Here is a 21,707-nt window from a genome sequence, read left to right as displayed (position 1 = left end):
GCAGTCCTGCCCGCGCTCACAGCGCGTCCTCCGCCAAGACCCGTTTCAACGTCGCGAGGAAGGTATCGTTATCCTCGGCCCGGCCGATGGTGACGCGGGCGCAGGTGCGATAATCGGCCTCGTGCCACGGCTTTATCAGCACACCCTGCGCGCGCAGATGGTCCGCTACGGCCCGCGCGGGGCGGCGACAGTCGAAGAACAGGAAATTGCCCTGCGATGGCGCCGGATCGAGCCCCATCGCACGCAGCGCCGCCGCGACGCGGTCACGCTCCCCGGCGACGAAGTCACGGGTGGCGGCGACATGATCTTGGTCCCCATAGGCGGCCTCGGCCCCTGCCAGCGCGGTGGCGCTGACATTGAAGGGAGAGCGCACTTTATAGACCGCCGCTGCCAAGGCGGGATGATGGGCGATGCCATAGCCGATGCGCAGCCCGGCCAGACCATAAGCCTTGGAGAAGGTGCGCAGCGCCATCCACGGGCCGTCATGGGCCTTCAGCCGTTCAAAATGCTGGCCCCGCGTGGCGTCGTCCATGAACTCCACATAGGCCTCATCTAGCACCACCAGCGTGTCCGCACTGGCCGCGCGCAGCAGCCGGTCCAGATCATCGAGCGTGATTGCCGCGCCGACCGGATTGCAGGGCGAACAGATCACCAGCACGCGCGGCCTGTCCGCAAGCGCGGCGATCAGCGCATCGACAGGGAAGCTCCAATCGGCGTTGAACGGCACCTTTTGCGTGTGCGCGGAGGCATGTTGCGCGCAGATCTCATAAAGCCCGAAGGCCGGAACAGCGGTCAGCACCGTATCGCCGGGGCGCAGCACCATGCGAAACAGGATCGAAACCAGATCTTCGGACCCGGCGGTAAAGGCCAGCCGGTCCGGCCCGACGCCCAGATCCCGCGAGAGCGCGGCGCGCAGGCGCAGTTCTTCGCGGTCGGGATAGCGGAAAATCCGGTCCTGCACCGCCTGCATCGCAGGCCCCACGGCGGGGGAGCAGGACAGCGGGTTTTCGTTGCTGTCGAGCTTCACCACCCGGTCGAGCCCCAGTTCGGCGCGCATCTTTTCCAGCGATACGCCTGCGTTGTAATCGGCAAGCGCCAGCAATTCGGGCCGCACAAGACCGTTTAGCGGATCGGGCGCGGTTTCGGGCGTCGCGGTGGTGGGCGTCGCGGTTTCGGGCGTCGTGGTGTCGGTCATCGGATCGTCGCTCCTCATCGTGCCAGCCCGTCCAGTTTCTTGGGGAATTCGACCCGCATGCTGATATCGATGGGCGAGCGGCAGGATTGGTTGATCCGCATATCGCCCGCCAACCCGATCAGCATGAATGCCTCGGCGGGGCTGAGGTCATGGCGGGTGGCGACCATATCGATCATCTGCTCCATCGCGATTTCGGCGGCGTCCTCATAGACCGGGGCGGCGCCGTAGCTGATGATCTTGGTGTCGGTTTCCATCCACGGCCAATCGCGGGCGGCGCCCTTGACCAGATCGACGCGCAGGGTGACGCGGGCGCCGATCTCGCAGCCGGTGCCGACGGCCTCGCTATCCGACATCACCGCGTGGACGTCGCCCACGAACAGCAGACCCTGCGCGACATTGACCGGCAGATGCACCGTGGTGCCGGGGCGGATCGCGTTGCTGTCCATGTTGCCGCCATGCCGCCCGCAATGGATGGTCGCCACGCCGTCGCCCGCAGGCGCGGTGCCGATAGTGCCCACATTGGGCCGCAGCGGGATGCGGATGCCGGGGCCAAATTCCACCGCGCCGTCGCGCACCGGCAGCATGCGCGCGACCTGATGCGGCACGCTGTTTTGCACCACGCCCCATTCGGGTCGCGCGATGATGAAGCCCTGCGGGTCCAGATCGATGTCGAGGATCGTCACCGCCAGCGCATCGCCGGGCTCCGCGCCTTCGACCGCGATGGGGCCGGTGACGGGGTTGGTCTTGGGGTAGCCCGGCGCGTCGAAATCGGGCGCGGTGGGGATCACGTCTTCGGGCTGCTTCAGCCGCCCGCTGCGCGCGTCATGGGTGGCGACGGTGACGATGCTGCCCGGCGCCACGGTCAGGCGCGGCGGCAGATCGCGCCCGCAATGATAGGCGACCACGTCGCGATCAAGGTGATAGGGGGTGGCGTCAGTCATCTGTGCTGGTCTCCCGGAGATAGTCGGCCATCATGGTGGCCACCTCCCGCGCGGCGGGCGTATCGAGCCCGTTCAACCCGTCGATCACCGCGGTGCGGTCGGCGGGGGTCTTATTCTGGCTCATCTTGAAGCTGGCCTCATGGGATCGCACGGTCAGGCGGTAGCCGATGATGCCGCGGATCAGCTTATCGACCATCTGCTGGCGGTCGCCCGCGCGGGACCAATCGCCCCCCACAGCGGGCTCATAGGCTTCGGCGGTGCGATCAAACAGCGCGTGCAGGCGGTCGGGATCGGTGAAGGGCACGACATCGCAATGCAGGTGCACGGCGGCGTAATTCCATGTCGGCACCATGCCATGCGTCTCATACCAACTGGGCGTGATGTAATGGGACGGACCCAGCACGGCGACGGTCAGGCGCGGCACCTGCTCCAACCTGCGGCACAGCGCGTTGGCGCGGGCAAGGTGCAACTCCAACGTCGCGCCCTCGACCGCTGTGGCCTCCGCCGCATGGCGGGGCGTGTGCAGAAACACCGGCGCTTGGGTCAGCGCCACATCGGTGCCATCGGCATGAACGAGCGTGGCGAAATCATGCGCTTCGACCAGCCCCAGCACCCGGTCGGGGCGCGGCTCGGCAAAGGCGGGGGGCGTATACATGGGTCAGTCCCTCTCCCGCGGGGTCAGCGCGATGTCTTCCAGCGTCAGATCGCCGTAGATCAGCTCCAGATGGCGATGCGCCTGCGTCATGTGTTCGTGCATCAGCGCGGCGGCGGCCTCGGCATCCTCGCGGCGCAGGGCCGCGACGATATCGGCGTGGTAGCGGCTGTTCTCGCATGACCAGTCACCATGCATCTGGTGGCGGGCGCTGTCGCGCGCGGTGGCGCTGACAAGGATCCCGGCGATCACCTCGATCATCAGGGTCAGCAGACGGTTCGGCGCGGCCTCGGCCAGCACGGTGTGAAATTCGAATTCCGCTTCGCGCTGGCGGCGGCGCTCGGCCTCGTCGGAGGCGGGGGCGGCGGATATCTCGATCAGCGCGTCGAGCCGCTCGAACGTGGCGGCGTCGATGCGCCCGGCGGCGGACTGCACCATCTGCACTTCGAGCGCGCTGCGCAGTTCATAGATGTCGTGGATCGTGACCTTCTCGAAATAGCAGAAGTTGCGAATTGCCTGAAGCGCTTCGAGCGGGCTGCTGCCGGCGACGATGGGACCGCCATTGGGGCCGGTCTTCATGCGGATAAGGCCCTGAACCTCCAGCTCCTTCAGCGCCTCGCGGATGGTGGCGCGGCTGGCGCCGAAATCCTCGATCATCAGTTTCTCGATAGGCAGGCTGTCGCCCGGATCGAGCCCGTCGGTGATGATGCGGGAGCGGATTTCCCCGGCGATGATCGACGACCGTTTGCGCGCGCCGTGGCGCGGGGTGCGGCGGGGCGTGGTTGCGCCGGGGGGCGCGGAGGATGTGCCGCTGCCCTTGCCCCTATCACCTGTCGCGCCGCTCATGGCGCCGCGCTCCGGCTTTGCCGTAGGTCCGCTGTCATCCGTCATTTGCCCTGCCCCTCCCCGAAAATGCGGGGGACAGATGCCCCCCGCAGTGATGCCGTGTTATTTCGGCTCGGCGGTCGCGACGTTTTCGGGCCAGATGATCTGGCTCTGACCGTCCTGGATCTGCGCCACGGGCAGCGGGATCGAATCCGCACCGGACATGACGGTGTGATCCTCGCCAAACTGGAATTTGCCCACGAGGCAGTCATATTCGGTCTTGCCGATCTCGTCCGCGACGGCGTCAGCATCGGTGCTGCCAGCGGCATCGACGGCGCGCAGGGCGACCATCATGGTGCAATAGGCATGGGCGTGGCTGTAATTCGCGGGCGTGTCGAATTCCGCCGCGATCCGGTCGCTGAACTCCTGATGCGCCGGGGTCACGTCCGGGCTGAACTGAAGCGCGGCCCAGATCATGCCTTCGGCGATCTCCGGCGCGGCTTCCATGAATTCGGGCCGGGTCGGGTAGAAGATCCCCAGATGCGAGGCCTCAAGCGCCTGTTCGCCCAGCTGCCGCACGAAGGAGATACCGGAGTTCGCCAGCGTGAACACCGAAACCAGAACCGCCGGATCCAGATCGCGCAGCTTGGACAGCTGCGGATAGAAATCGGTGGTGCCGGTGGGCGCGGTTTCGGTCGCGGCGACGGTCCAGCCGCTTTCCTCGAAGAGTTCACCGATCTTCTCGGCGTTGGCGAGGCCGTAATCGGTATCCTCGACCACGAAGGCGATGGTCTTGTTGCCTTCTTCGATCACGCCGTTTTCGAACGCCCACTGGTAGAAGCTATGCACCGCCTCCCCGTAGCCGTCGCTGTTATAGTTGCCCTTCCAATAAAGCTTATACCGCTCCGGGTCGGCGGTGACCTTATCCGCGATGGCGGAGGAGACCGGCTCAGCGCTCAGGATCGGCACACCGTATTGCGGGGCCATTTCCATCAGCGCCATGGTGACGTGGCTGTGCAGCGTGTCCCCGATGATCATATCGACGCTTTCGCGGGTCATCAGACGCTGCGCGGCGCTGATGCCGACCTCCGGCTTGGAGTTCGAATCCTCGAACACCAGTTCGGCGGTGGGGGGCGTGTCGCTGACGGTTTCGGCGGTGCCGTCGTTCCAGTCCTTCACCGCCAGTTCCATGCCCTGACGATGGGCGATGCCGGTGTTGGCCGCCGGGCCGGTCATGGGGCCGATCACCCCGATTTTCACCGTCTCCTGCGCCGAGACACCGCTGGCAAGGCCAAGCGCCAGCGCGGCGGACAGCATCCCCGTCGACAGCCGCTGAGTTGTTTTCAAAGCCATGGTTTTTATCCTTTATTCCCTGTTGAGGTCGTGGATTTCCGTGTGGCACAGATCAGGCGGTGCGATCGCGCTTGGCCGCTGCCCTGTCCCGCAGTCGTGGCAATTTCAGCCCCGCCAGCCCCTGTGGCGCGGCAAAGACGAAGGCGATGATGACAGCGCCGTAAAGCAGCATCCGGAAGTCGCCGAATTCGCGCAGCAATTCCGACAGCACGGTCAGCAACAGCGCGCCCAGAAGCGGCCCGAAGAAGCGCCCGACCCCGCCGACGATGATCATCGCCAGCAGCGTGATGAGCATTTCCGGCCCGGCGACCGAGATCGGCGTCAGGATCATCATGTAATGGGCGTAGACCCCGCCGCTGAGCCCGACGACCGCCGCGCTGACCGAGAAGGCCACCAGCTTCCACACCGACAGCCGGATGCCGAGGCTTTCCGCCGCCGCTTCGCTGTCGCGGATGGCAAGGAAGGTCAGACCGGGCCGGGAGGTGAGCAACGCCAGCAGCGCCAGATGCACACCGACGAAGATCACCGCCGCCAGCGCGTAGGAGCCAATGGCATTGCCGATCCCGAACCGCAGCGTGGTGTCGCCCAGCGTGATTGGCTCGAACGGCGGTATTCCCCAGAAGCCAAGCTCCCCACGGGTGATGTCCTTGAGGTTGGAGAAGATCAGCCGCACGATTTCGGCAAAGGCCAGCGTCACGATGGCGACATGCGGCATCGACCGGATGCGCAGGATCGGGAAACCGATCAGCACCCCGGCGGCAGAGGCCACAAGCGCCCCGATCCAGATCGTCAGCCACGGGCTGACCCCGCCGTAATAGGCGACGATGGCCGAGATATAAGCCCCGATGGCAAAGAACGCGTGATGGCCCAGCGTCTTGAGCCCCAGAATGCCCAGCGTCAGGTTCCAGCCGCTGGCAAACACGCCAAAGATCAGAAACAGCGTCAGGATGTGCAGCACATAGTCGCTAAGCTGCAGGAAGGGCGCGATCAGCAGCGCGACGGCAAGGCCGAGCAGCATCAGATACGGGCGGCGACCAAAGACTTCGAGCATGGATCAGGCCTCCCGTCCGGCAAAGAGGCCGTTGGGGCGGACCCAGATCACGGCGATGAGGAAGGTGAAGGAGATCACGTCGCGCCATTCCGTGGGCGCGAAGGCGACGCCGAAGCTTTCGATCAGGCCCAGCAGGAACCCCGCCGCGACCGCCCCGCCAAAGGAACCAAGCCCGCCAAGGATCACCACTGCGAAGCCTTTCAGCAGATAGGCCACGCCCATCCACGGGTTCACGGTGACCAGCGGCGACAGCAGGATCGCCCCGGCCCCCGCCAGCACCGCCGAAATCGCGAAGACCGCCGTATGCACCAGCCCCGATGGGATCCCCACGGCAAGCGCCGCTTCGGCATCCTGCGCGGTGGCGCGCACCATCCGGCCCAGAGGCGTGCGGTAAAGCACCAGCGCCGACGCCGCCATGATGAGCAACGCGATCACGAGGATCGCGATACGCTGCCACGGCATCCGCACATCGCCGATCACCGCCACGCCGTTGAAGAAATAGGGCAATGTGCGGAACTGTTCGCCCCAGACCAGCTGCGCCCCACTTTGCAGAAAGATCGACAGCCCGATGGTGGCGGCGATGACCCGGAACGCCCAATCATCCCGCGCCAGCAACGGCGCGATGGTGGCCCGCTGCAGCAACGCGCCCGCGCCCGCCACCATGACCAGCGTCAGGAACGAGGCCAGCCACACATTCCAGCCCAGCGTCACGGTAAAGAACAACACCAGATAGCCGGCGATCATGATCAACTCGCCATGGGCGAAGTTCAGCACCCGCGTTGTGCCATAGACCAGCGCGATGCCGGAACCGACCAGCGCATAAATCGATCCGGTAATCAGCCCGTTGAGAATGGTTTCGATCAGCCAGCTCATGCCGCGCCCTCCGTCTTCTGGCCCAGATAGACGCGCTTGACCTCCGGATGGTCGAGCATCTCCTCGCCCGAGCCGCTGAGCACGACGCGGCCGCTTTCCAGCAGGTAGCCGCGATGGCTGAGCGCGAAGGACAGTTTGGCATTCTGTTCGTTGAAGAGGATGGCGACCCCCTTTTCGTTGATGGTGCGCATGATGTCCGACACGGTGCGGACCATGATCGGCGACAGGCCGAGGAACGGCTCGTCCATCAGCAGGACGCGCGGATCGGCCATCAGGCCGCGCGCGATGGCGACCATCTGCTGCTGCCCGCCTGACAATTTGCCGGCGGTGGCGTTCAGATGCGCTTGCAGATCGGGAAGGATGTCGAGCACCCAGTCCATCGTGCGCGCGGCCTCCGCATGGGTGCGGGTGAACGCGCCCAGCTGGATGTTCTCGCGCACACTCATGCGTGGAAACAGGCGGCGGCGTTCCAGCACGATGCTCATGCCGCGTTTGGGGCGCAGGGTGGCGGATTTGCCTTGCAGGTCTTCGCCGTCGAGGATCACCGCGCCGCGCGTCGCCTTTTTCAGACCCATCGCGGCCTTCAGCACCGTGCTTTTGCCCGAGCCGTTGGGCCCCATGACCGACACGATTTCCCCCGCGCCGACGCGCATGGAAACATCCCACAGAACCTGCGTCGCGCCGTAATGGACATCGATGTTGTTGAGCTCAAGCATCGCCGTCTCCCAGATAGATCCGGCGCACGGCGTCATGCTCCGCGACCTCCTGCATCGAGCCGCGCACGACGACCTCGCCACGGTTGAGGAAGATCGCGTCATCGGCGAGCCCGAACAGCACTTCCATATTATGTTCGACCACCAGCACCGTGATGCCGCGCTCTTCGCGCAGGCGGCGGATCAGGTCGAGGATTTCAGGGATGCTGGGCCGGTCGACACCACCGGTGACCTCATCCAGCAGCAGTAGCCGGGGCCGGGTCGCCAGCGCGCGAGCCAGTTCCAGACGCTTGCGCTGACCGGTGCTGAGCGTGCGGGCGGGAGCGTCGAGCTTGGCGCCGAGACCGACAAAGTCCACATAGTCCGCCGCTTCGTCACGGGCCTCGGCCATGCCCACGCCGCGCGACACGATCGCGACCATGACATTTTCGATGACCGTCAGGCCGGAAAACGGCTGCGTGATCTGAAAGGTGCGGGCGATGCCACGTTTGCTGCGGATGCTGGGACGTTCGGCGCTGATATCCGCGTCGCCCAGCAGGATGCGGCCCGAACTGGGCGTCACCACGCCCGCGACCGCGTTGAACAAGGTGGTCTTGCCTGCCCCGTTGGGGCCGAGGATGGCGGTGGTCCGGCCCGACATCACGCGCAGGTCGACATCGCGCAACGCGACGATCCCGCCAAAGGTGACGGTGAGCTGATCCACCTGCAGCAAAGGCTCCATCAAGGTCCTCCGAAATTGCATTCGGATTGAGCCTATGAACCGGATTCCGTTACGGCAACAATTTATTATAATAAATATAAGGAATGGGCATTTTTCCGAGCAATTACGGTGCGACCTGCCCGGAATCGCGCCAGCCCGCGAACCACCTCACCCCGATCCGGGGACCGGGGCAAGGGTGGGCGGGGGTGGTTTTACATCCCCGACGCGGCCTTGGTCAGTTTCTCCAGCGCGTCTTCCATTTTCTCGACGAAGGGCGCGTCGTCGTCGATGTCGAGATCGTCAAACATCTCCTCCGGCTCCTCATAGGCGATCCATGTCTGGCCCTCGGCATCGGCGTAGGCCAACACGCGCAGCGGCAGCGCAAGCCCCGCCAGCGGATCGGCCTGCATCGCCGGGGTGCCCAGCTGCGGGTTGCCGAAAATCAGCAGTTCCGCGTCGGCCAGCTCCATATCGACCGAGGCCGCGCCGCCCGCATGATCGACACGGGCAAAGATCGTCGCCCCGGCCCCTTCCACCGCCTGTTCCAGCCGGTCGATGGTTTCGGCGACACTGCCTTCGGCCTTCAGCCGCTCGATATCGGCACTCGCGGCGCCAGCGGTCAGGCCCAGCAGGGCAATCGCGGCGGCAAGCGGGCGTGTGAATCGTGTCATGGTCAACTCCTCTTGGTGTCGGGTCAGCCTTCCCTTGGATGAAAACCTCGTCCGCGCATTGGCAATGACAAGGGTTTCCCCGTAAAAGAGCCGCGACCGCGCGAGGAGCCGCCTATGCTTAAAACCCGTATCATCCCCTGTCTCGACGTGGCCGATGGCCGTGTGGTGAAGGGCGTGAACTTCGTCGATCTGATCGATGCCGGCGATCCGGTGGAATCGGCGCGCGCCTATGATGCCGCCGGGGCCGACGAGCTGTGTTTCCTCGACATTCACGCGACGCATGAAAATCGCGGCACGATGTATGATCTGGCGACCCGCACCGCCGAACAGTGTTTTATGCCGCTGACCATTGGCGGCGGCGTGCGCACGGTGGACGATGTGCGCAACCTGCTGCTGGCGGGCGCGGATAAGGTCAGCTTCAACTCCGCCGCCGTGGCCGACCCCGATGTGGTCGCGCGCGCCGCCGACCGCTTCGGCAGCCAGTGCATCGTCGTGGCCATCGACGCCAAGACCGTTGCGCCGGGCCGGTGGGAGATTTTTACCCATGGCGGGCGCAAACCGACGGGCATTGATGCCATCGAGTTTGCCCGCACCGTCACCGCGAAGGGCGCGGGCGAGATCCTGCTGACTTCGATGGACAAGGACGGCACGCGCTCGGGCTTCAACATCCCGCTGACCCGCGCGATTTCCGAGGCCGTCCCGGTGCCGGTGATCGCATCGGGCGGGGTCGGCAACCTAGACCATCTGGTCGAAGGCGTGACCGAGGGCAAGGCCAGCGCGGTGCTGGCGGCGTCGATCTTCCATTTCGGGGATTACACGATTGGCGAGGCCAAGGCGCATATGGCGCAGGCCGGCATTCCGGTGCGGCTGACATGAGCGCCGCAGGGGACAACGGCGCCGCCATCGCGCGGCTGGCCGCCACCATCGAGGCCCGCAAAGACGCCGCGCCGGACAGCAGCTGGACCGCGAAGCTGCTCGCCAAGGGCCCTGAGAAATGCGCCGAAAAATTCGGCGAGGAATCGGTCGAGGCGATCATCGAGGCGGTGAAGGGCGACCGCGCGCGGTTGGCCTCCGAGGCCGCCGATGTGCTGTATCACCTTCTCGTCATGTGCGCCGCGCGCGATGTGGGATTGGCCGAGATCGAGGCCGAACTGACCCGCCGCGAGGGCACCTCCGGCATCGCCGAGAAGGCCGCGCGACCCAAGGGCTGATCCTGCGGGATCACGCGGCTACGGCCCGACATTCGCAATCCCGATGCCCTACGCGCGCGCGGCTTAGTCCTTTGGATCGCGCGCGCCGCTGGTCAGGCTGCCGCCGGGCACGAAGGAACCGGTGGCAAGCGACGGCCCGCTGGGCGCGCTGTTTTCGGCCTCTGCCTGTTCGGCTTGATTGCTGACCAACGCGGTTTCCAGATCCTTGTCCAATTCGCGGGCGCGGGCGATGTAGGCCTCGTTCTGGCTGACGGGCACCTGCGGATCCCACAGCTTTGCCAGTTCCTGCAACGCGGTGCGGTCGTGTTTGTAGAACGCGCGTTCCAATTCCTTGGCCTCGAAATCCGAGTAGTCCATGTTTTCCAGAACGTAGCGCGCGGCCCGCAGGGAGCTGTCGAACATCTCGCGGATGATGTCGTTGGCCCCGGCCCGGTAGAGTTCATAGACATGCAGCCGGTCGCGGGCGCGGGCAACGATGTGCAGATCGGGGCGTTCGGCACGGGCGTAGCGGACAAGCTCGACCGCCGCCTTGGTATCATCCAGCGCCACGACCAGCACCCGCGCCTCAAGCAGACCGGCGGCATGGAGCAGTTCGGGGCGCGTGGGATCGCCAAAGAAGCCCTTGAACCCGAATTTGCGCATCAATTGGATGGTGGCAAGGTCATGGTCCAGCACCGTGGTCTGCACCCCGCCCATCTGCACCATGCGGTTGACCACCTGCCCGAACCGCCCGATCCCCGCGATGATGACCGGGCCGCGTTCGTCGATTTCGTCCGGCTCAGGCAGGGCGTCGCCATCATCGGTCGCGCGCCGCGACAGCCATTCGTAGCCGATGAAAAACAGCGGCGTCAGCAGCATCGACAGCGCGATGATAAGCAGCAATTGCTCTGCCAGCGGCTCCGGCAGGACGCTTTGTTGCAGGGAGAAGGATATGAGCACAAAGCCGAACTCCCCCGCCTGCGCCAGCCCCAGCGTGAACAGCCAGCGGTCGCGCCCGCGCATCCGCCCGGCGGTCCCCAGCGCGTAGAGCAGCGCGCCTTTCACCGCCATCATGCCCAGCGTCGCCCCGATGATGATCGCAGGATCGCGCAGCAGCACCTCGAAATCGACGCCCGCGCCCACGGTGATAAAGAACAGCCCCAGCAGCAGGCCCTTGAACGGCTCGATATTCGCTTCCAGCTCATGGCGGAACTCGGAGGTCGCGAGCAGCACCCCCGCAAGGAACGCGCCAAGCGCGGGCGAGATGCCGACCATGGACATCAACAGCGCAATCGACACCACGATCAGCAGGGCGGTGGCGGTATACATCTCGCGCAGCCGCGACATGTGGATGAAACGGAACAGCGGCGCGGTCAGGTAGCGCCCGGTGAACACGATGGCGCCCACAGCGGCCAGCGTGACCAGCGCCACGCCCCAGCCCGGCAGGCTTTCCACGAGGGAGCGCGCGGCCTGCACCGTCTGATCGGCACTGCCGGGCGCGACGGCGGCTGCCTCCCCCGCCCCGTGGCCATCGCCGCTGTCCGAGGCCGTGGCGGCGACCTGCGGCAGCAGCGGGATCATCACCAGCATCGGGATCACGGCGACGTCCTGCGTCAGCAGCACCGAAAAGGATGAGCGCCCGCCCTGCGTGCGCATCAGCCCCTTTTCATTCAGGGTTTGCAGCACGATGGCGGTCGAGGACAGCGCCAGCACCAGACCGGTTGCCAGCGCCACGTTCCACGACAGATCGAACAGGAACGCGGCGGCGACATAGACCGCGCCCACCGTCAACAGCACCTGCGCCCCGCCGAGGCCCAGCAGCTTATGCCGCATCTCCCACAGCGCGCGGGGTTCCAATTCCAGCCCGATGAGGAACAGCATCATGACCACGCCGAATTCCGCGAAGTGCTGGATGTCTTCGGTTTCGGAACCGACGATATCGAGCACGGGGCCAATGGCGATCCCCGCCAACAGGTAGCCCAGCACAGACCCCAGCCCCAACCGCGAGGCCAGCGGCACCGCGACGACAGCGGCGGTCAGGTAAATGGTGGCCGAATAAAAGAAGCCTTCCATCTCAATCCCCCGAGCCGTGGACTAAGGTGACACGCGGCGGCGAAGAAGGCAGAGAGAGTGGCGACATCAGGCGGGGCAATCCAGCTTAGGCAAAGGATCGAAGCCGCCAAGCCCACGCGACCGCGCCGGATCGGCCAGCTTCGGGGACGATCCCTGTCACTATAGCCCGGACCGGCCCGCACGCCAGTCTCAGCCCGTGGACCCGCGCGCGCAAATGCATCGATCTGCGGGAAATACACCTGCGCGCGGCATCAGCCCTCGCTGGGCATGGCCAGAACGTGATTGCGACCGTTTTTGACATAGCGCAGTTCGGATTTGCCGATGGCCGCGACCTGCCCGCCATCGACCCGGTCGCCGATGCCCACCTTGACGTAGCGCCCCGATGGCAGGCGCACCAGCGCCCGGCGATTGCTGGCCGTGCCAAACACGCCGATCAAGGTGACTTCGCCCAGACGGATGCCGTTTTTGACTGTGGCGCTGGCGGCGACCGACGCGCGGGTCGGGATATTCGGCTGCACCGTCTGATTGCGGGCGGCGACGGGTTCGGGCTCGTCCTCTTCTTCCGGCTCCGCGCGGCGGGCGGCAGGCGCAGGCGCTGCGACGGGCGCGGCGGGGGCAACGGCGGCCTGCTGGCGCGCGCTTGCCACCGCAGCGGCGACGGCATCCTGCGAGGGGCGCGCCGCCACGGTGCGGGCGACGATCTGAGCGATGTTGCTGGGCCGGTCGCGCGGCAGGCGGGAGGCCGCAACGGCCAGCGCGCTGTCGGACATCTCGGCCTCGGGCGCGGTGGCCACAGGATCGGAGGGATCGGCGCTGTCGTCAGGCTCGGCCTCGGTCGCGGCGGCCACGGCCTCCTGCAATGAGCGGGGCCGCGCGCGGGGTTGCAGCCCGGCCAACTGATCGCGGGTATAGCCGTTAAGCTGCGTGCGCTCCGCCGTGTCTTCCAGATCACCGGGTCGCGCCACGGGGCGGCGGTCAGGCAGGTCCGGGTTCCCGGCGACCAGACCTTCGGCCAGCGTGTCCTCGGACGATGTGGCGGGCAGATCAGCCTCCGCGCCGGTCGCGCCGGGGCGCGCGGGCGGGGTCACGGCGGGCGGGCCGGAATAGACGAGCACACCTTCGGGCGACAGGGTGCCTTGGGCCGAGGGCGTGACCCGGCCATCATCCCCCAGCGCAAAGCTTTGATCCGGCGCGGCGGGATCGGCGGGGGCGGCCATCGGCGTATCGGTCAGCACCGGCGGCAGCGCGACCGCATCATGCGCGCCGACACTGGGGTCAATCGCGGCGAGATAGGCGTTGTCTACGGGCGCATCGTCCGGCTCCGCCGCGCGTTCGGGCGGGCGCTGCCAGATGCCGGTATCGGCATAGGCGCGCTGCGCTTCGGCCAGATCGGGCACATCACGCGCGGCAAGTTCGGCGGCGGTCGGCGCGCCGACCAGATCCGGATCGTCGATGTCGGGCAGGTCCGCATCGCTGCGCGGGCCGGGATCGCGCAGAGCCTGACGCTCCGGCTGACTGTCGGCGGCGACGCCCAGATCATCGGCGGTCAGACTGTCGGAGACGCGGCTGGTGCCGCCATCGCCCAGCGGCGCGCCATCGGCGGCGGTGCTGGGAGGCACGGTGTCATCTTGCGGGGCCAGCGCCGTCAGTTCCGCATCCGACTGTGCGCCGGTGGGGGCGGTCGTCGCGACCGTGGATGGATCGAGCCCTTCGGGCAACGGATCGCCCTCAGCCTCATCGGCAAGTTCCGGCTCCGGCATGGCATCGGTCGGCAGGGAGGCCTGCGGCGGCACGGCGGCGATACGCTCGTCCTCTCCCAGAACCCCGGCCCAGAGCGCGATCAGCAGCAACGCTGCGACCAGACAGGCCGCCAGCGCGACCAGCAGCCCGCGCCCGGACCGGCGGGGTGTGTCAGGGCGGGCCCCAAAGACCGAGGCGCCATTGCCGGAGGACTGCGGCTTAGCCCCGCCGGGTTTTGACGTGTCGGGTTTGGATGCAGCGGGTTTCGATGCGGTAGGTTTCGATGCGGTGGGCGCGGTCGCCGCAGGCTTCGCAGCGGCGGTGGTGGAAGTGGTGGCAGCGGGCGCGGATGCGGCGCCGCCGGGCTTGGCAAGGCTGCCCGCAGTGCGCGCGCCCGAAACGGGGGCAAAGGCCGCGGGATCCGGCGTCGGCACGGGGCCAGCGGCTGCGGGGCGTTTGGCCCGTGCGGGCGTGCCGATCACGGGCCCTGCGCTGTCATCGAGCGGCGGTTGCGCAGGGCGGGGCTTAGGCGTGTCGCCCTTGCCAAAGCGACGGCGGAGCGACGCCAGACGCCCGGTCGGTGCCTTGCGCCCTGCCCCGGCGGCGAACCCGGCGGCGGCGGCAAGCGCGGCGCGATCGGCACGGGCCATTGCTTCGGGGGAGGCCTTATTACCATCCGGTGAGGCAGGCTTGGCGCTTTGGCCCTTTGCCGCAGGCGCGGTAAGGTCGGGCGCGGCAAGATCGGGGGCGGGGCGCGCGGGCGCGTGGCGCGGGGCGGTATCGCTGTCGGCGCGGGCGGGGCTTTCCCGTGTGGCGCGCAGCGAATGGAACGTCACCGCAGGTTCGCTAGGCACGGATTTATCCGACACCACAGGATCGACCGGCTGGCTTGGCGTGACCTTTGTCGCATCGGGTGTTGGGGTCGCGGCTACAGCGGTCTCATCCTCGCCAAGCGGCGCGGAGGTGATCGGCGCGGGATCGTCCAGATCCGCGAGGGATGCCTCGGCGGGCACGTCCTCGGCGCGTGCGTCTTCGGCAGGCACGCTTTCGGCGGAGGGGTCTTCGGCGGGTGTTTCTTCGGCGGGCGTGTCCACAGCCGGGGTGGTGTCGGCGCGCGTCTCTTTGACCGGGGACTCTTCGGCGGGCGGGGCGTCCGAGTGCGCGGCGGCGACGGGTGCGACCGGCGCAGCGGTGTCTTCGGTGACGATGGCGGCGGGTTCGTCAGCGAACATTTCGGTCGCCTCGGCCTCCGCCGCTTCGGCGTCAAGCTCGGCCCAGAGATCCCGCGCCTCATCGGCCCCTGCCACGCTGTCAGATGCGGTGGTATCGAATGGGCTGGCGCCAGGCGTCGGCGTTTCGAGCGCAGAGGTGTCTTCCGGCGCGATGCCGTCCGGCACTTGGCTTTCCTCAGGCTGATCCGGCACGGTGCTGTCGGGCTGGTCGCTTTCGGGCGCGGCGGTCGAAACCGTCTCGGGGCTGTCCTCGAACCGGTCAAGATATGGTGCGGGCGCTTCCGCCACGCCGGGCTGAAGCTCCGGCTCAGGGGTGTTTTCGGCGGGCACCACGGTGACGTCTGGCTCCGAGTCGGTCGCGATGTCGTCGGCAGCGAGGGCGTCCGACGCGGACAGGCCGACAGCGGCGAGGGTCAGCACATCATCGTCCCGCTCGACCGTTGCGCCCTCGTCCAATACCGCGGCCGCGCCGTTCGACGGGCCAAAGAACGGCTCTCCGGGATAGGTGCCCGGCTCCGGCACGGCGACGCAACTCAGCGGCACGAACCCATGCGCGGCAGCGAAGCTTTCGGCCTCGTCCAGCGTGACCCGCGCGACCACGGCAATGCGCAGGATCTGGGGGGCTGCCCCATCGGCCTGCCAGTCATAGGCCAGATCCTCGACCCGGTAGGGGGTCGCGCCCTGCAACGCCTGACGCACGCGGGCCTCGTCGCTGTCCGCACCGGCCCCGCCAGCGGCGGCGGTTTCGGTGTAAAGCACCTGCGCGTTGGGCAGCACCAGCTTTACCGTTGGCCCGGCGGGCTCCAGCTCGGTGGCGGTGTCACGCAATTGATGCAGACGCGCCTCCAGATCGGGGGCGTCGAACCGCACGGAGCCGACCGGCAGCCAGCCAGCCCGGCTGCGATGCAGCAGCGCGATTTCATCGTTGCGAAGATCGAGAGCGAAGCGGGGTTTCATGCGAGAAACTTTACATCACGAGTGCGGGAGACCGTTAGCCTTCTGACGGTAACATTCTCTTTATAGCGGTAAACCGCCAATGAAAGCCATAACCCCCTGCAGGCGGGTGTTTTCTGCGCCATCCGCGCTAGGCTCCGCGCCATATGAGAGGAGATCGCAATGATCAGGAATTTGCCGACGAAACTTGCACTTGCCGTGGTGATGGCCGGGCTTGGCACCGGAGCCGCCGCCGTGCTTCCGTCCGGGGCGGCACAGGCGCAGGCCACCCCGCCCGTCGCGGGCCCGCAAACACCGGGCCGAGTCGTCGTGCGGGGGGCTGGCGTGGTCAAGCGCGCGCCCGACATGGCGACCATCGTTATGGGCGTGGAGGAACGGGCGGAAACCGCCGATGCCGCGCTCGATGCCGCCAATGAGGTGGGCGCTGCGATCTTGGAGCGGCTGACCGCCGAGGGCATCGCCGCGCGTGACGTCCAGACCTCGGGCCTGAGCCTGTCGCCGGAGCGGCGGATGACGACACGGGACGACACCCAGCCGCCCGAGGTCGTGGGTTTCATCGCGACCAATCTCGTGACCGTGACGGTGCGTGATCTGGAGCGGCTGGGGCCGCTTCTCGACACGGTGGTGCGCGGCGACGGCGCGAACCGGTTTCAGCAACTGAGCTTCGATCTGGCCGATCCCGCCCCCGCCGAGGAGGATGCCCGCATGGCGGCGGTGACCGAGGCCCGCGCCAAGGCCGAGACACTGGCCCAAGCCGCAGGCGTTTCGCTGGGCCGGATCGTGGAGATCACCGAGGAAAGCGCAGGCCGCCCGATGTATGCGCGTCAGGAAATGCGCATGGCCGATAGCGGCGGCGTCCCCGTCGCCCCCGGCGAGATCGAAGTGCGCGTGGATGTGGGCATCACGTTCGAGATCGGCTCGACGGAGTGATCCACACCGGCGCGGCGGCTTGGCGGTCGCCGTGCCGGTCCCGTCGCGGTGTTTAGGACTGGGCGCGGCGCGCCGCGTCGGGGTATCGCGGAGGCCGCCCCGCGCGCCGATCAGCCCGCCTGCGTCCCGGTGTCCAGCCCAGCCTCGGCATAGCTGGCGCGGCCTTCGCTGGCCTTGCCAATCACGCTGAACGATCCGTCGCTTTCCAATATGACGGCAGCGACATCCTCGGGATCGGGGGTGCCGGAGCCACGGATGATGGTTTCCAGTTCCGCCTGCGTGACCCGCTCATCGCGCATGGCCGCAGGCAGAAACGCCCCCTCCCGCATCAGCAGACGGGGTTCGGAGCGGACCAGCCCGGCGATCCGGCGCGACCGGACCGAGGCGAAGGCCACGACGAATTGCAGACCGATCAGGGTGAGGAAGGCGGTGATGCCTTCGGCGAGCGCCACGCTTTCCGACAGAAGGATGGTGGCAAGGATCGAGCCCAGCGCAACGGTCACCACCAGATCGAAAGCGTTGAGCTTGGCCAAGGTGCGCTTGCCCGAAATTCGCAAGGACACCACCAGCGCGGTATAGGCCAACGCGCCCACGATGAGGGTGCGCAGAATATCCGCCCAGCCCTGAAACAGCATCTCCGACAGATCCATCATCACCCTCCTGTTACCAAGGCAACGCGGGGCGGCACGGGCCTGTTCCGGCTACATGAGGCGCCGAACGGATTATCGAAGCCAGAGGTTGTTTTTCTTGAGCTGGTTGCGGATCATCTGCTCGCGCGGGGGCAGGTCGCTGCGGTCGAAAAGGGCGCGGGCCTTGTCGCCCTTGTTTTGGAAGATCATCCGCTTGAACGGCTCGTATTCCTTCAGCACCTTTTTGATGCGGTTGGGGGCGGAGACCTCTTTGAGCACGTCGACCACACGGTCGCTTTCGCGCGCGAAAAGCAGCGGCAGCACCCGCCAATGGCAGGTCACGTCGCCATCCAGCCCGGCCAGCTCCGGCCCCGGACGTCCGCCGCCCAAGGCATGGATGACCAAGGGCAGCGCGATCTGATCCAGCCAAGGGTCAAACGACTGACACACCAGTGCTTCGGGCGGATCGTCGCGGATCTCCCGGGCGTAGCGGGCAAAGAGCGCGTGGAATTCCGCCGGATCGCGGGCGTAGAACCAGCCCGCGTTGAAATAGAGATACCGCTCCCAATACTCATCAGGCTGGCCCCGATCGAGACTGCTGTCGTAGTCGAGCTCGAACCGGTCATAGAGGGATTTCCAGATCTCGCCATAGCCCGGCCCGTAAAGCTCGATCTCCGGCCAAGTGCCCTCCCGCCGCATGGAGGCAGAAGGGCGGTCAAAGTCGAACGCCACCTCGCTCAGCGGGCCCGTGACGAGCGTGTCGGTGTCGAAGAACACGAAAGGCTCGCCCGCGGGCAGCAGCTTTAGCGCTTCGATCTTGTTTCCGTAAGGATAGCTTTCGCCAAAGATCTCGGAGGTGAAGCCCTGCACCTCCGCGCCCAGTTCCTGAAGCAAGGCGGTCACATGGCTGCTGAGACCGGGATCGAAGGACCAAAGCGGGCCCGGCTCCGGCACCGCCACGATCAGCCGCCCCGCAAAGCCCGGATCGCTGTGCCGCAGGGAGGCCGCAAACAGCACGGCCTCGTATTGCAGCCGCCCGGATTGGGCCACGATCAGGATGTTGAAGGTCCGGGTCGGACCGGACGAGGCTTTGGCGCTCATGGGGTTCACACAGGCTGGGGCAACACGATCCCCCAGCCTTGCCCCGCTTTGCCCCGAAACGGAACCCGGTGCCGCGATTTTTGTCGCAGCGGCATGCGGGCGTTCCCCCGGACGTGCCGCCATGGTATGGGCCAGCGCCCGCCCTGTCTGTCGCAGCGGAACGGGGCCTGACCCGCGTTTTGCGCGTTGCGCGACCCGATCACGGCGCGATACACGGAATATACATGTTTGGACGTCAATTCTGCGGGTGCCGTCGGTCTGCCCCCCATTGACCCAAACGGCTCTTGCCCGCATCCTGTGGCAAGAAAGACGGGGCGGGTGCCGTTTTTTTCCCTCCGGCGTCCGCTCCGATTTATCACGGCGAAATCCGCCCGCCGCTGCTGTCCTGTGACGCGGCTGCGGGCGGACGATTTCAGGCCCGCCCCTTGGCGGTCCGGCACAGGATAATGCGGGCATATTTCGCCCGACCAGCGCAAGGAAACCATCATGGTCCTCGCCGCGCGTATTGGTGACATGCATGTCTGCCCGATGATCACACCGGGCACCCCACCCGTGCCCCATGTCGGCGGCCCGATCATCATGGGTGCGCCGACGGTCCTGACCGTCAACCTTCCCCAAGCGCGGATCGGCGATCAATGCACCTGCGTCGGGCCGCCTGACGTGATCGTCGCCGGGTGCCCGACGGTGCTGGTCTGTAACGTCCCGGCCGCGCGTGTGGGCGACGCCACGGCCCATGGCGGGATGATCGTCGCCGGCGCGCCAACCGTTCTGATCGGCGTGGGCGGTGCTGGCGGCGGGGGTGGCGGCGGCGGAGCGGGCAGCATGGCAGGCGGCGGCGCGGGGGCCGCGCCCGGCGGTGTCCCGCAGGGGCAAGCCGTGGACAGCCACCGATCCGGCAGCGCGGCACAGGGGCTGCCCGAAGGACCACGCGGCCAAGGGGCTGCCACCGATGGACGCGCGCTGTCATCGCAACCAGCCCTGCCCGCCCCGGCTCACCAAGCGCAGGCGTTGCGCGACGCCGCCGCCAGCGGCATGCCCTTTTGCGAGGCTTGCGCCCGCGCCGCAGCGGAGGCCGAAACCCGCGACCGCGCCGCCGCAGAGGACAGCGCGCTGGATGGCGGCGCACCCGGCGGCACTGGTCCCGCATCCGGCCCGGCCCGCTGAGCCCCATGCCGCATTTCGCCCTGATCGACGCCGCCCGCGATGATGCGATCTACAACCTGTTGATCCGCGAACCCGGCGCCGAAAGCCTGTTTGCCGGAACGCTTGACCCGGAATTGGCCCGTGCCGCGCCCTATATCGTAGAATTGCGCCCGGAGAGCCCGTTTCGCGACGCGCTGCAAAGCTACGGTTGGCCACGGGCATGGGGAATCACCTGCCATTCGACGGCGGAGCGTGCAGCCACGCGGCGCGCGTTGAGGCGGAACATGCAGGCCATGCTGCCGTCAGGGCAGGTCGGGCTGTTTCGGTTTTACGATCCGCGCGTCTGGCTGCCGTTTATCTCAGCCTCCCAAGGGGCGGAGCTGGACCCGTGGTTCGATCCAATCACCGATTACTGGGCCCCGCATCCGCGCAGCGGCGCGACCCTGCGGATCAGCCGCAACGGGGCCACGGCCCGCATCACGACCGAAGGATGACGCAGAGGCGAGGGCGGAACTGCCGTGTCTTAACGCTTATAATGGGGTTTTGCGTCGGGATCACCACCTAACCCTGGAGGGGTGGTGGTGGGCGACCCTGGAATCGAACCAGGCGTGGGTCTCCCCGGCGGAGTTACAGTCCGCTGCCGCACCTTGCAGCACGTCGCCCGACGCTGGGGGTGAATAGCCAAGCCGCCTGAGAGGGTCAACAGGAAATTCCTTGCGCTTTCCGCCCGATTTGCCCAAGGCGGGCGAAGCATCACCACGACGTCGCGTGAGCGGGCATCACCAAGCCCGGACAGGCGACCCACGACGCAAGACCATCCGCCGAACCGCCGAAAGCAGGGGCCAGAATCATGAAGAAACCGACCTGGGTCATCGACAAGGAGCGCGCCCGCCGCGCCGCCGCCGCCGAAACCGTCTGGCTGTTCGGGCTGCACGCGGTGCGCGACGCGCTGATGAACCCGCGCCGGGAACGGCTGCGACTGGTGCTGACCCGCAACGCCGCCGACAAGCTGGCCGAGGCGGTCGCGGCATCGGGGATGGAGCCTGAGATCGCCGATCCGCGCAAATTCCCCGCGCCGCTCGATCCCGGCTCGGTCCATCAGGGCGCGGCGCTGGAGGTCAAACCGCTCGACTGGGGTCCGTTGGAAGACCTGTGCGAGCCGGGCATGGGCGCGCCGCGTCTGGTGCTGCTGGACCGGGTGACCGACCCGCATAACGTGGGCGCGATCCTGCGTTCGGCCGAGGTGTTCGGCGCCCGCGCCGTGATTGCCCCGCATCGCCATTCGGCCCCCGAAACCGGCGCGCTGGCCAAGACCGCATCGGGCGCGCTGGAACGCCAGCCCTATCTGCGGGTGAAGAACCTTGCCGACACGATGGAGCGGCTGAAAAAGCTTGGCTACACCTTCTACGGGCTGGACGGCGAAGCCGACACGCCGCTGGGTCAGGTCGCCGCGCCGGTCGCCGATCTGCCCTTGGGGCTGGTGCTGGGGGCCGAGGGGCCGGGCCTGCGCGAGCGCACAAAAGAAACCTGTGACCGGCTGGTGCGAATCGAGTTCGCAGCAGGATTTGGATCGCTCAACGTGTCGAATGCGGCGGCTGTCGCGCTATATGCCACGCGCGCGGCAGGCGACCCTGATGCGGTGGACGCCGGCGCGGCCCCAGCCCCCGCCACGGCGGATCTGCCACAGGATGACGCGGAGTAATTTGTGGCGCCAATGTCACAGGCAAGAAAATAATCACAC

Annotated in this window: 20 protein-coding genes and 1 tRNA gene; 6 read left to right on the top strand and 15 right to left on the bottom strand. The window is 67.1% G+C overall.

Translation table 11 applies throughout. The features are described 5' to 3' along the window. Nucleotides 1-16: 16 nt before the first annotated feature. The 10 genes from hisC to CBW24_RS03775 form a co-directional block, all read right to left on the bottom strand. Entirely contained in the window at nucleotides 17-1,195 is a 1,179-nt protein-coding gene (gene hisC / locus CBW24_RS03820) for a histidinol-phosphate transaminase (RefSeq protein WP_157773044.1), read from the bottom strand. Nucleotides 1,196-1,209: 14 nt separating this feature from the next. Then, nucleotides 1,210-2,136 (bottom strand): acetamidase/formamidase family protein, encoded by a 927-nt coding sequence (locus CBW24_RS03815; RefSeq protein ID WP_097372731.1) that lies wholly within the window; start codon nucleotides 2,134-2,136, stop codon nucleotides 1,210-1,212. Continuing rightward, a complete protein-coding gene (locus tag CBW24_RS03810; RefSeq protein ID WP_097372730.1) occupies nucleotides 2,129-2,791 on the bottom strand; it encodes an FMN-binding negative transcriptional regulator in 663 nt (220 codons plus the stop codon). The genes CBW24_RS03815 and CBW24_RS03810 overlap by 8 nt, the downstream gene beginning before the upstream one ends. A gap of 3 nt (nucleotides 2,792-2,794) precedes the next feature. Further along, nucleotides 2,795-3,679, bottom strand: a complete 885-nt coding sequence (locus CBW24_RS03805) for a FadR/GntR family transcriptional regulator (protein ID WP_097372729.1) — start codon at nucleotides 3,677-3,679, stop codon at nucleotides 2,795-2,797. 57 nt (nucleotides 3,680-3,736) lie between these two features. Beyond that, nucleotides 3,737-4,966 carry an ABC transporter substrate-binding protein gene (locus tag CBW24_RS03800; RefSeq protein WP_088663351.1) on the bottom strand — a complete coding sequence of 410 codons (1,230 nt, stop codon included), beginning with the start codon at nucleotides 4,964-4,966 and terminating at the stop codon, nucleotides 3,737-3,739. Nucleotides 4,967-5,018: 52 nt separating this feature from the next. Further along, a complete protein-coding gene (locus CBW24_RS03795) occupies nucleotides 5,019-6,017 on the bottom strand; it encodes a branched-chain amino acid ABC transporter permease (RefSeq protein WP_088663352.1) in 999 nt (332 codons plus the stop codon). Nucleotides 6,018-6,020: 3 nt separating this feature from the next. Next, complete coding sequence (locus CBW24_RS03790; RefSeq protein ID WP_088663353.1) at nucleotides 6,021-6,890, bottom strand: branched-chain amino acid ABC transporter permease; 870 nt, start codon at nucleotides 6,888-6,890, stop codon at nucleotides 6,021-6,023. Next, nucleotides 6,887-7,606, bottom strand: coding sequence for an ABC transporter ATP-binding protein (locus CBW24_RS03785; RefSeq protein WP_157773042.1), 720 nt, complete (start codon nucleotides 7,604-7,606; stop codon nucleotides 6,887-6,889). The genes CBW24_RS03790 and CBW24_RS03785 overlap by 4 nt, the downstream gene beginning before the upstream one ends. Then, the gene (locus CBW24_RS03780) at nucleotides 7,599-8,324 is read right to left on the bottom strand and encodes an ABC transporter ATP-binding protein (RefSeq protein ID WP_157773040.1); all 726 of its coding nucleotides are present in this window, start codon (nucleotides 8,322-8,324) and stop codon (nucleotides 7,599-7,601) included. Before CBW24_RS03780 ends, CBW24_RS03785 begins: the two co-directional genes overlap by 8 nt. A gap of 191 nt (nucleotides 8,325-8,515) precedes the next feature. After that, a complete protein-coding gene (locus tag CBW24_RS03775) occupies nucleotides 8,516-8,974 on the bottom strand; it encodes a DUF302 domain-containing protein (RefSeq protein WP_088663356.1) in 459 nt (152 codons plus the stop codon). A 114-nt stretch (nucleotides 8,975-9,088) separates the two neighbouring features. Here CBW24_RS03775 and hisF point away from each other — a divergent pair, with 114 nt between their 5' ends. Together hisF and CBW24_RS03765 are read left to right on the top strand one after the other, a co-directional pair. Next, nucleotides 9,089-9,850, top strand: a complete 762-nt coding sequence (hisF, locus tag CBW24_RS03770) for an imidazole glycerol phosphate synthase subunit HisF (protein WP_088663357.1) — start codon at nucleotides 9,089-9,091, stop codon at nucleotides 9,848-9,850. Next, entirely contained in the window at nucleotides 9,847-10,185 is a 339-nt protein-coding gene (locus CBW24_RS03765; RefSeq protein ID WP_088663358.1) for a phosphoribosyl-ATP diphosphatase, read from the top strand. Before hisF ends, CBW24_RS03765 begins: the two co-directional genes overlap by 4 nt. 63 nt (nucleotides 10,186-10,248) lie before the next feature. Here the strand turns inward: CBW24_RS03765 and CBW24_RS03760 are convergent, their stop codons facing one another. Then, nucleotides 10,249-12,237, bottom strand: coding sequence for a monovalent cation:proton antiporter-2 (CPA2) family protein (locus CBW24_RS03760; protein ID WP_097372726.1), 1,989 nt, complete (start codon nucleotides 12,235-12,237; stop codon nucleotides 10,249-10,251). Between the two features lie 251 nt (nucleotides 12,238-12,488). Continuing rightward, nucleotides 12,489-16,166 (bottom strand): hypothetical protein, encoded by a 3,678-nt coding sequence (locus CBW24_RS03755; RefSeq protein ID WP_097372725.1) that lies wholly within the window; start codon nucleotides 16,164-16,166, stop codon nucleotides 12,489-12,491. Nucleotides 16,167-16,325: 159 nt separating this feature from the next. Here CBW24_RS03755 and CBW24_RS03750 point away from each other — a divergent pair, with 159 nt between their 5' ends. Further along, nucleotides 16,326-17,093, top strand: a complete 768-nt coding sequence (locus tag CBW24_RS03750; protein ID WP_097372724.1) for an SIMPL domain-containing protein — start codon at nucleotides 16,326-16,328, stop codon at nucleotides 17,091-17,093. Nucleotides 17,094-17,203: 110 nt separating this feature from the next. Here CBW24_RS03750 and CBW24_RS03745 read toward each other — a convergent pair whose 3' ends face one another. After that, nucleotides 17,204-17,743 carry a DUF421 domain-containing protein gene (locus tag CBW24_RS03745; RefSeq protein WP_088663362.1) on the bottom strand — a complete coding sequence of 180 codons (540 nt, stop codon included), beginning with the start codon at nucleotides 17,741-17,743 and terminating at the stop codon, nucleotides 17,204-17,206. A 72-nt stretch (nucleotides 17,744-17,815) separates the two neighbouring features. Continuing rightward, nucleotides 17,816-18,823 (bottom strand): GT-B fold glycosyltransferase domain-containing protein, encoded by a 1,008-nt coding sequence (locus CBW24_RS03740; RefSeq protein ID WP_097372723.1) that lies wholly within the window; start codon nucleotides 18,821-18,823, stop codon nucleotides 17,816-17,818. Between the two features lie 486 nt (nucleotides 18,824-19,309). Here CBW24_RS03740 and CBW24_RS03735 point away from each other — a divergent pair, with 486 nt between their 5' ends. Beyond that, the gene (locus CBW24_RS03735) at nucleotides 19,310-19,987 is read left to right on the top strand and encodes a PAAR domain-containing contractile injection system baseplate protein (protein WP_097372722.1); all 678 of its coding nucleotides are present in this window, start codon (nucleotides 19,310-19,312) and stop codon (nucleotides 19,985-19,987) included. Between the two features lie 5 nt (nucleotides 19,988-19,992). Further along, complete coding sequence (locus CBW24_RS03730) at nucleotides 19,993-20,460, top strand: DUF4123 domain-containing protein (protein ID WP_097372721.1); 468 nt, start codon at nucleotides 19,993-19,995, stop codon at nucleotides 20,458-20,460. Nucleotides 20,461-20,545: 85 nt separating this feature from the next. Here CBW24_RS03730 and CBW24_RS03725 read toward each other — a convergent pair. After that, nucleotides 20,546-20,629: transfer RNA gene (locus tag CBW24_RS03725), tRNA-Tyr, on the bottom strand. Nucleotides 20,630-20,816: 187 nt separating this feature from the next. Between CBW24_RS03725 and rlmB the strand changes: the two genes are divergently transcribed. After that, entirely contained in the window at nucleotides 20,817-21,668 is an 852-nt protein-coding gene (gene rlmB, locus CBW24_RS03720; protein ID WP_097372720.1) for a 23S rRNA (guanosine(2251)-2'-O)-methyltransferase RlmB, read from the top strand. Nucleotides 21,669-21,707 lie beyond the last annotated feature (39 nt).

The organism is Pacificitalea manganoxidans, from assembly GCF_002504165.1.
Classification (GTDB): Bacteria; Pseudomonadota; Alphaproteobacteria; order Rhodobacterales; family Rhodobacteraceae; genus Pacificitalea; species Pacificitalea manganoxidans.
Note: the sequence above shows the minus strand (reverse complement) of the source record. Positions and strands in the feature narration are given on the sequence as shown.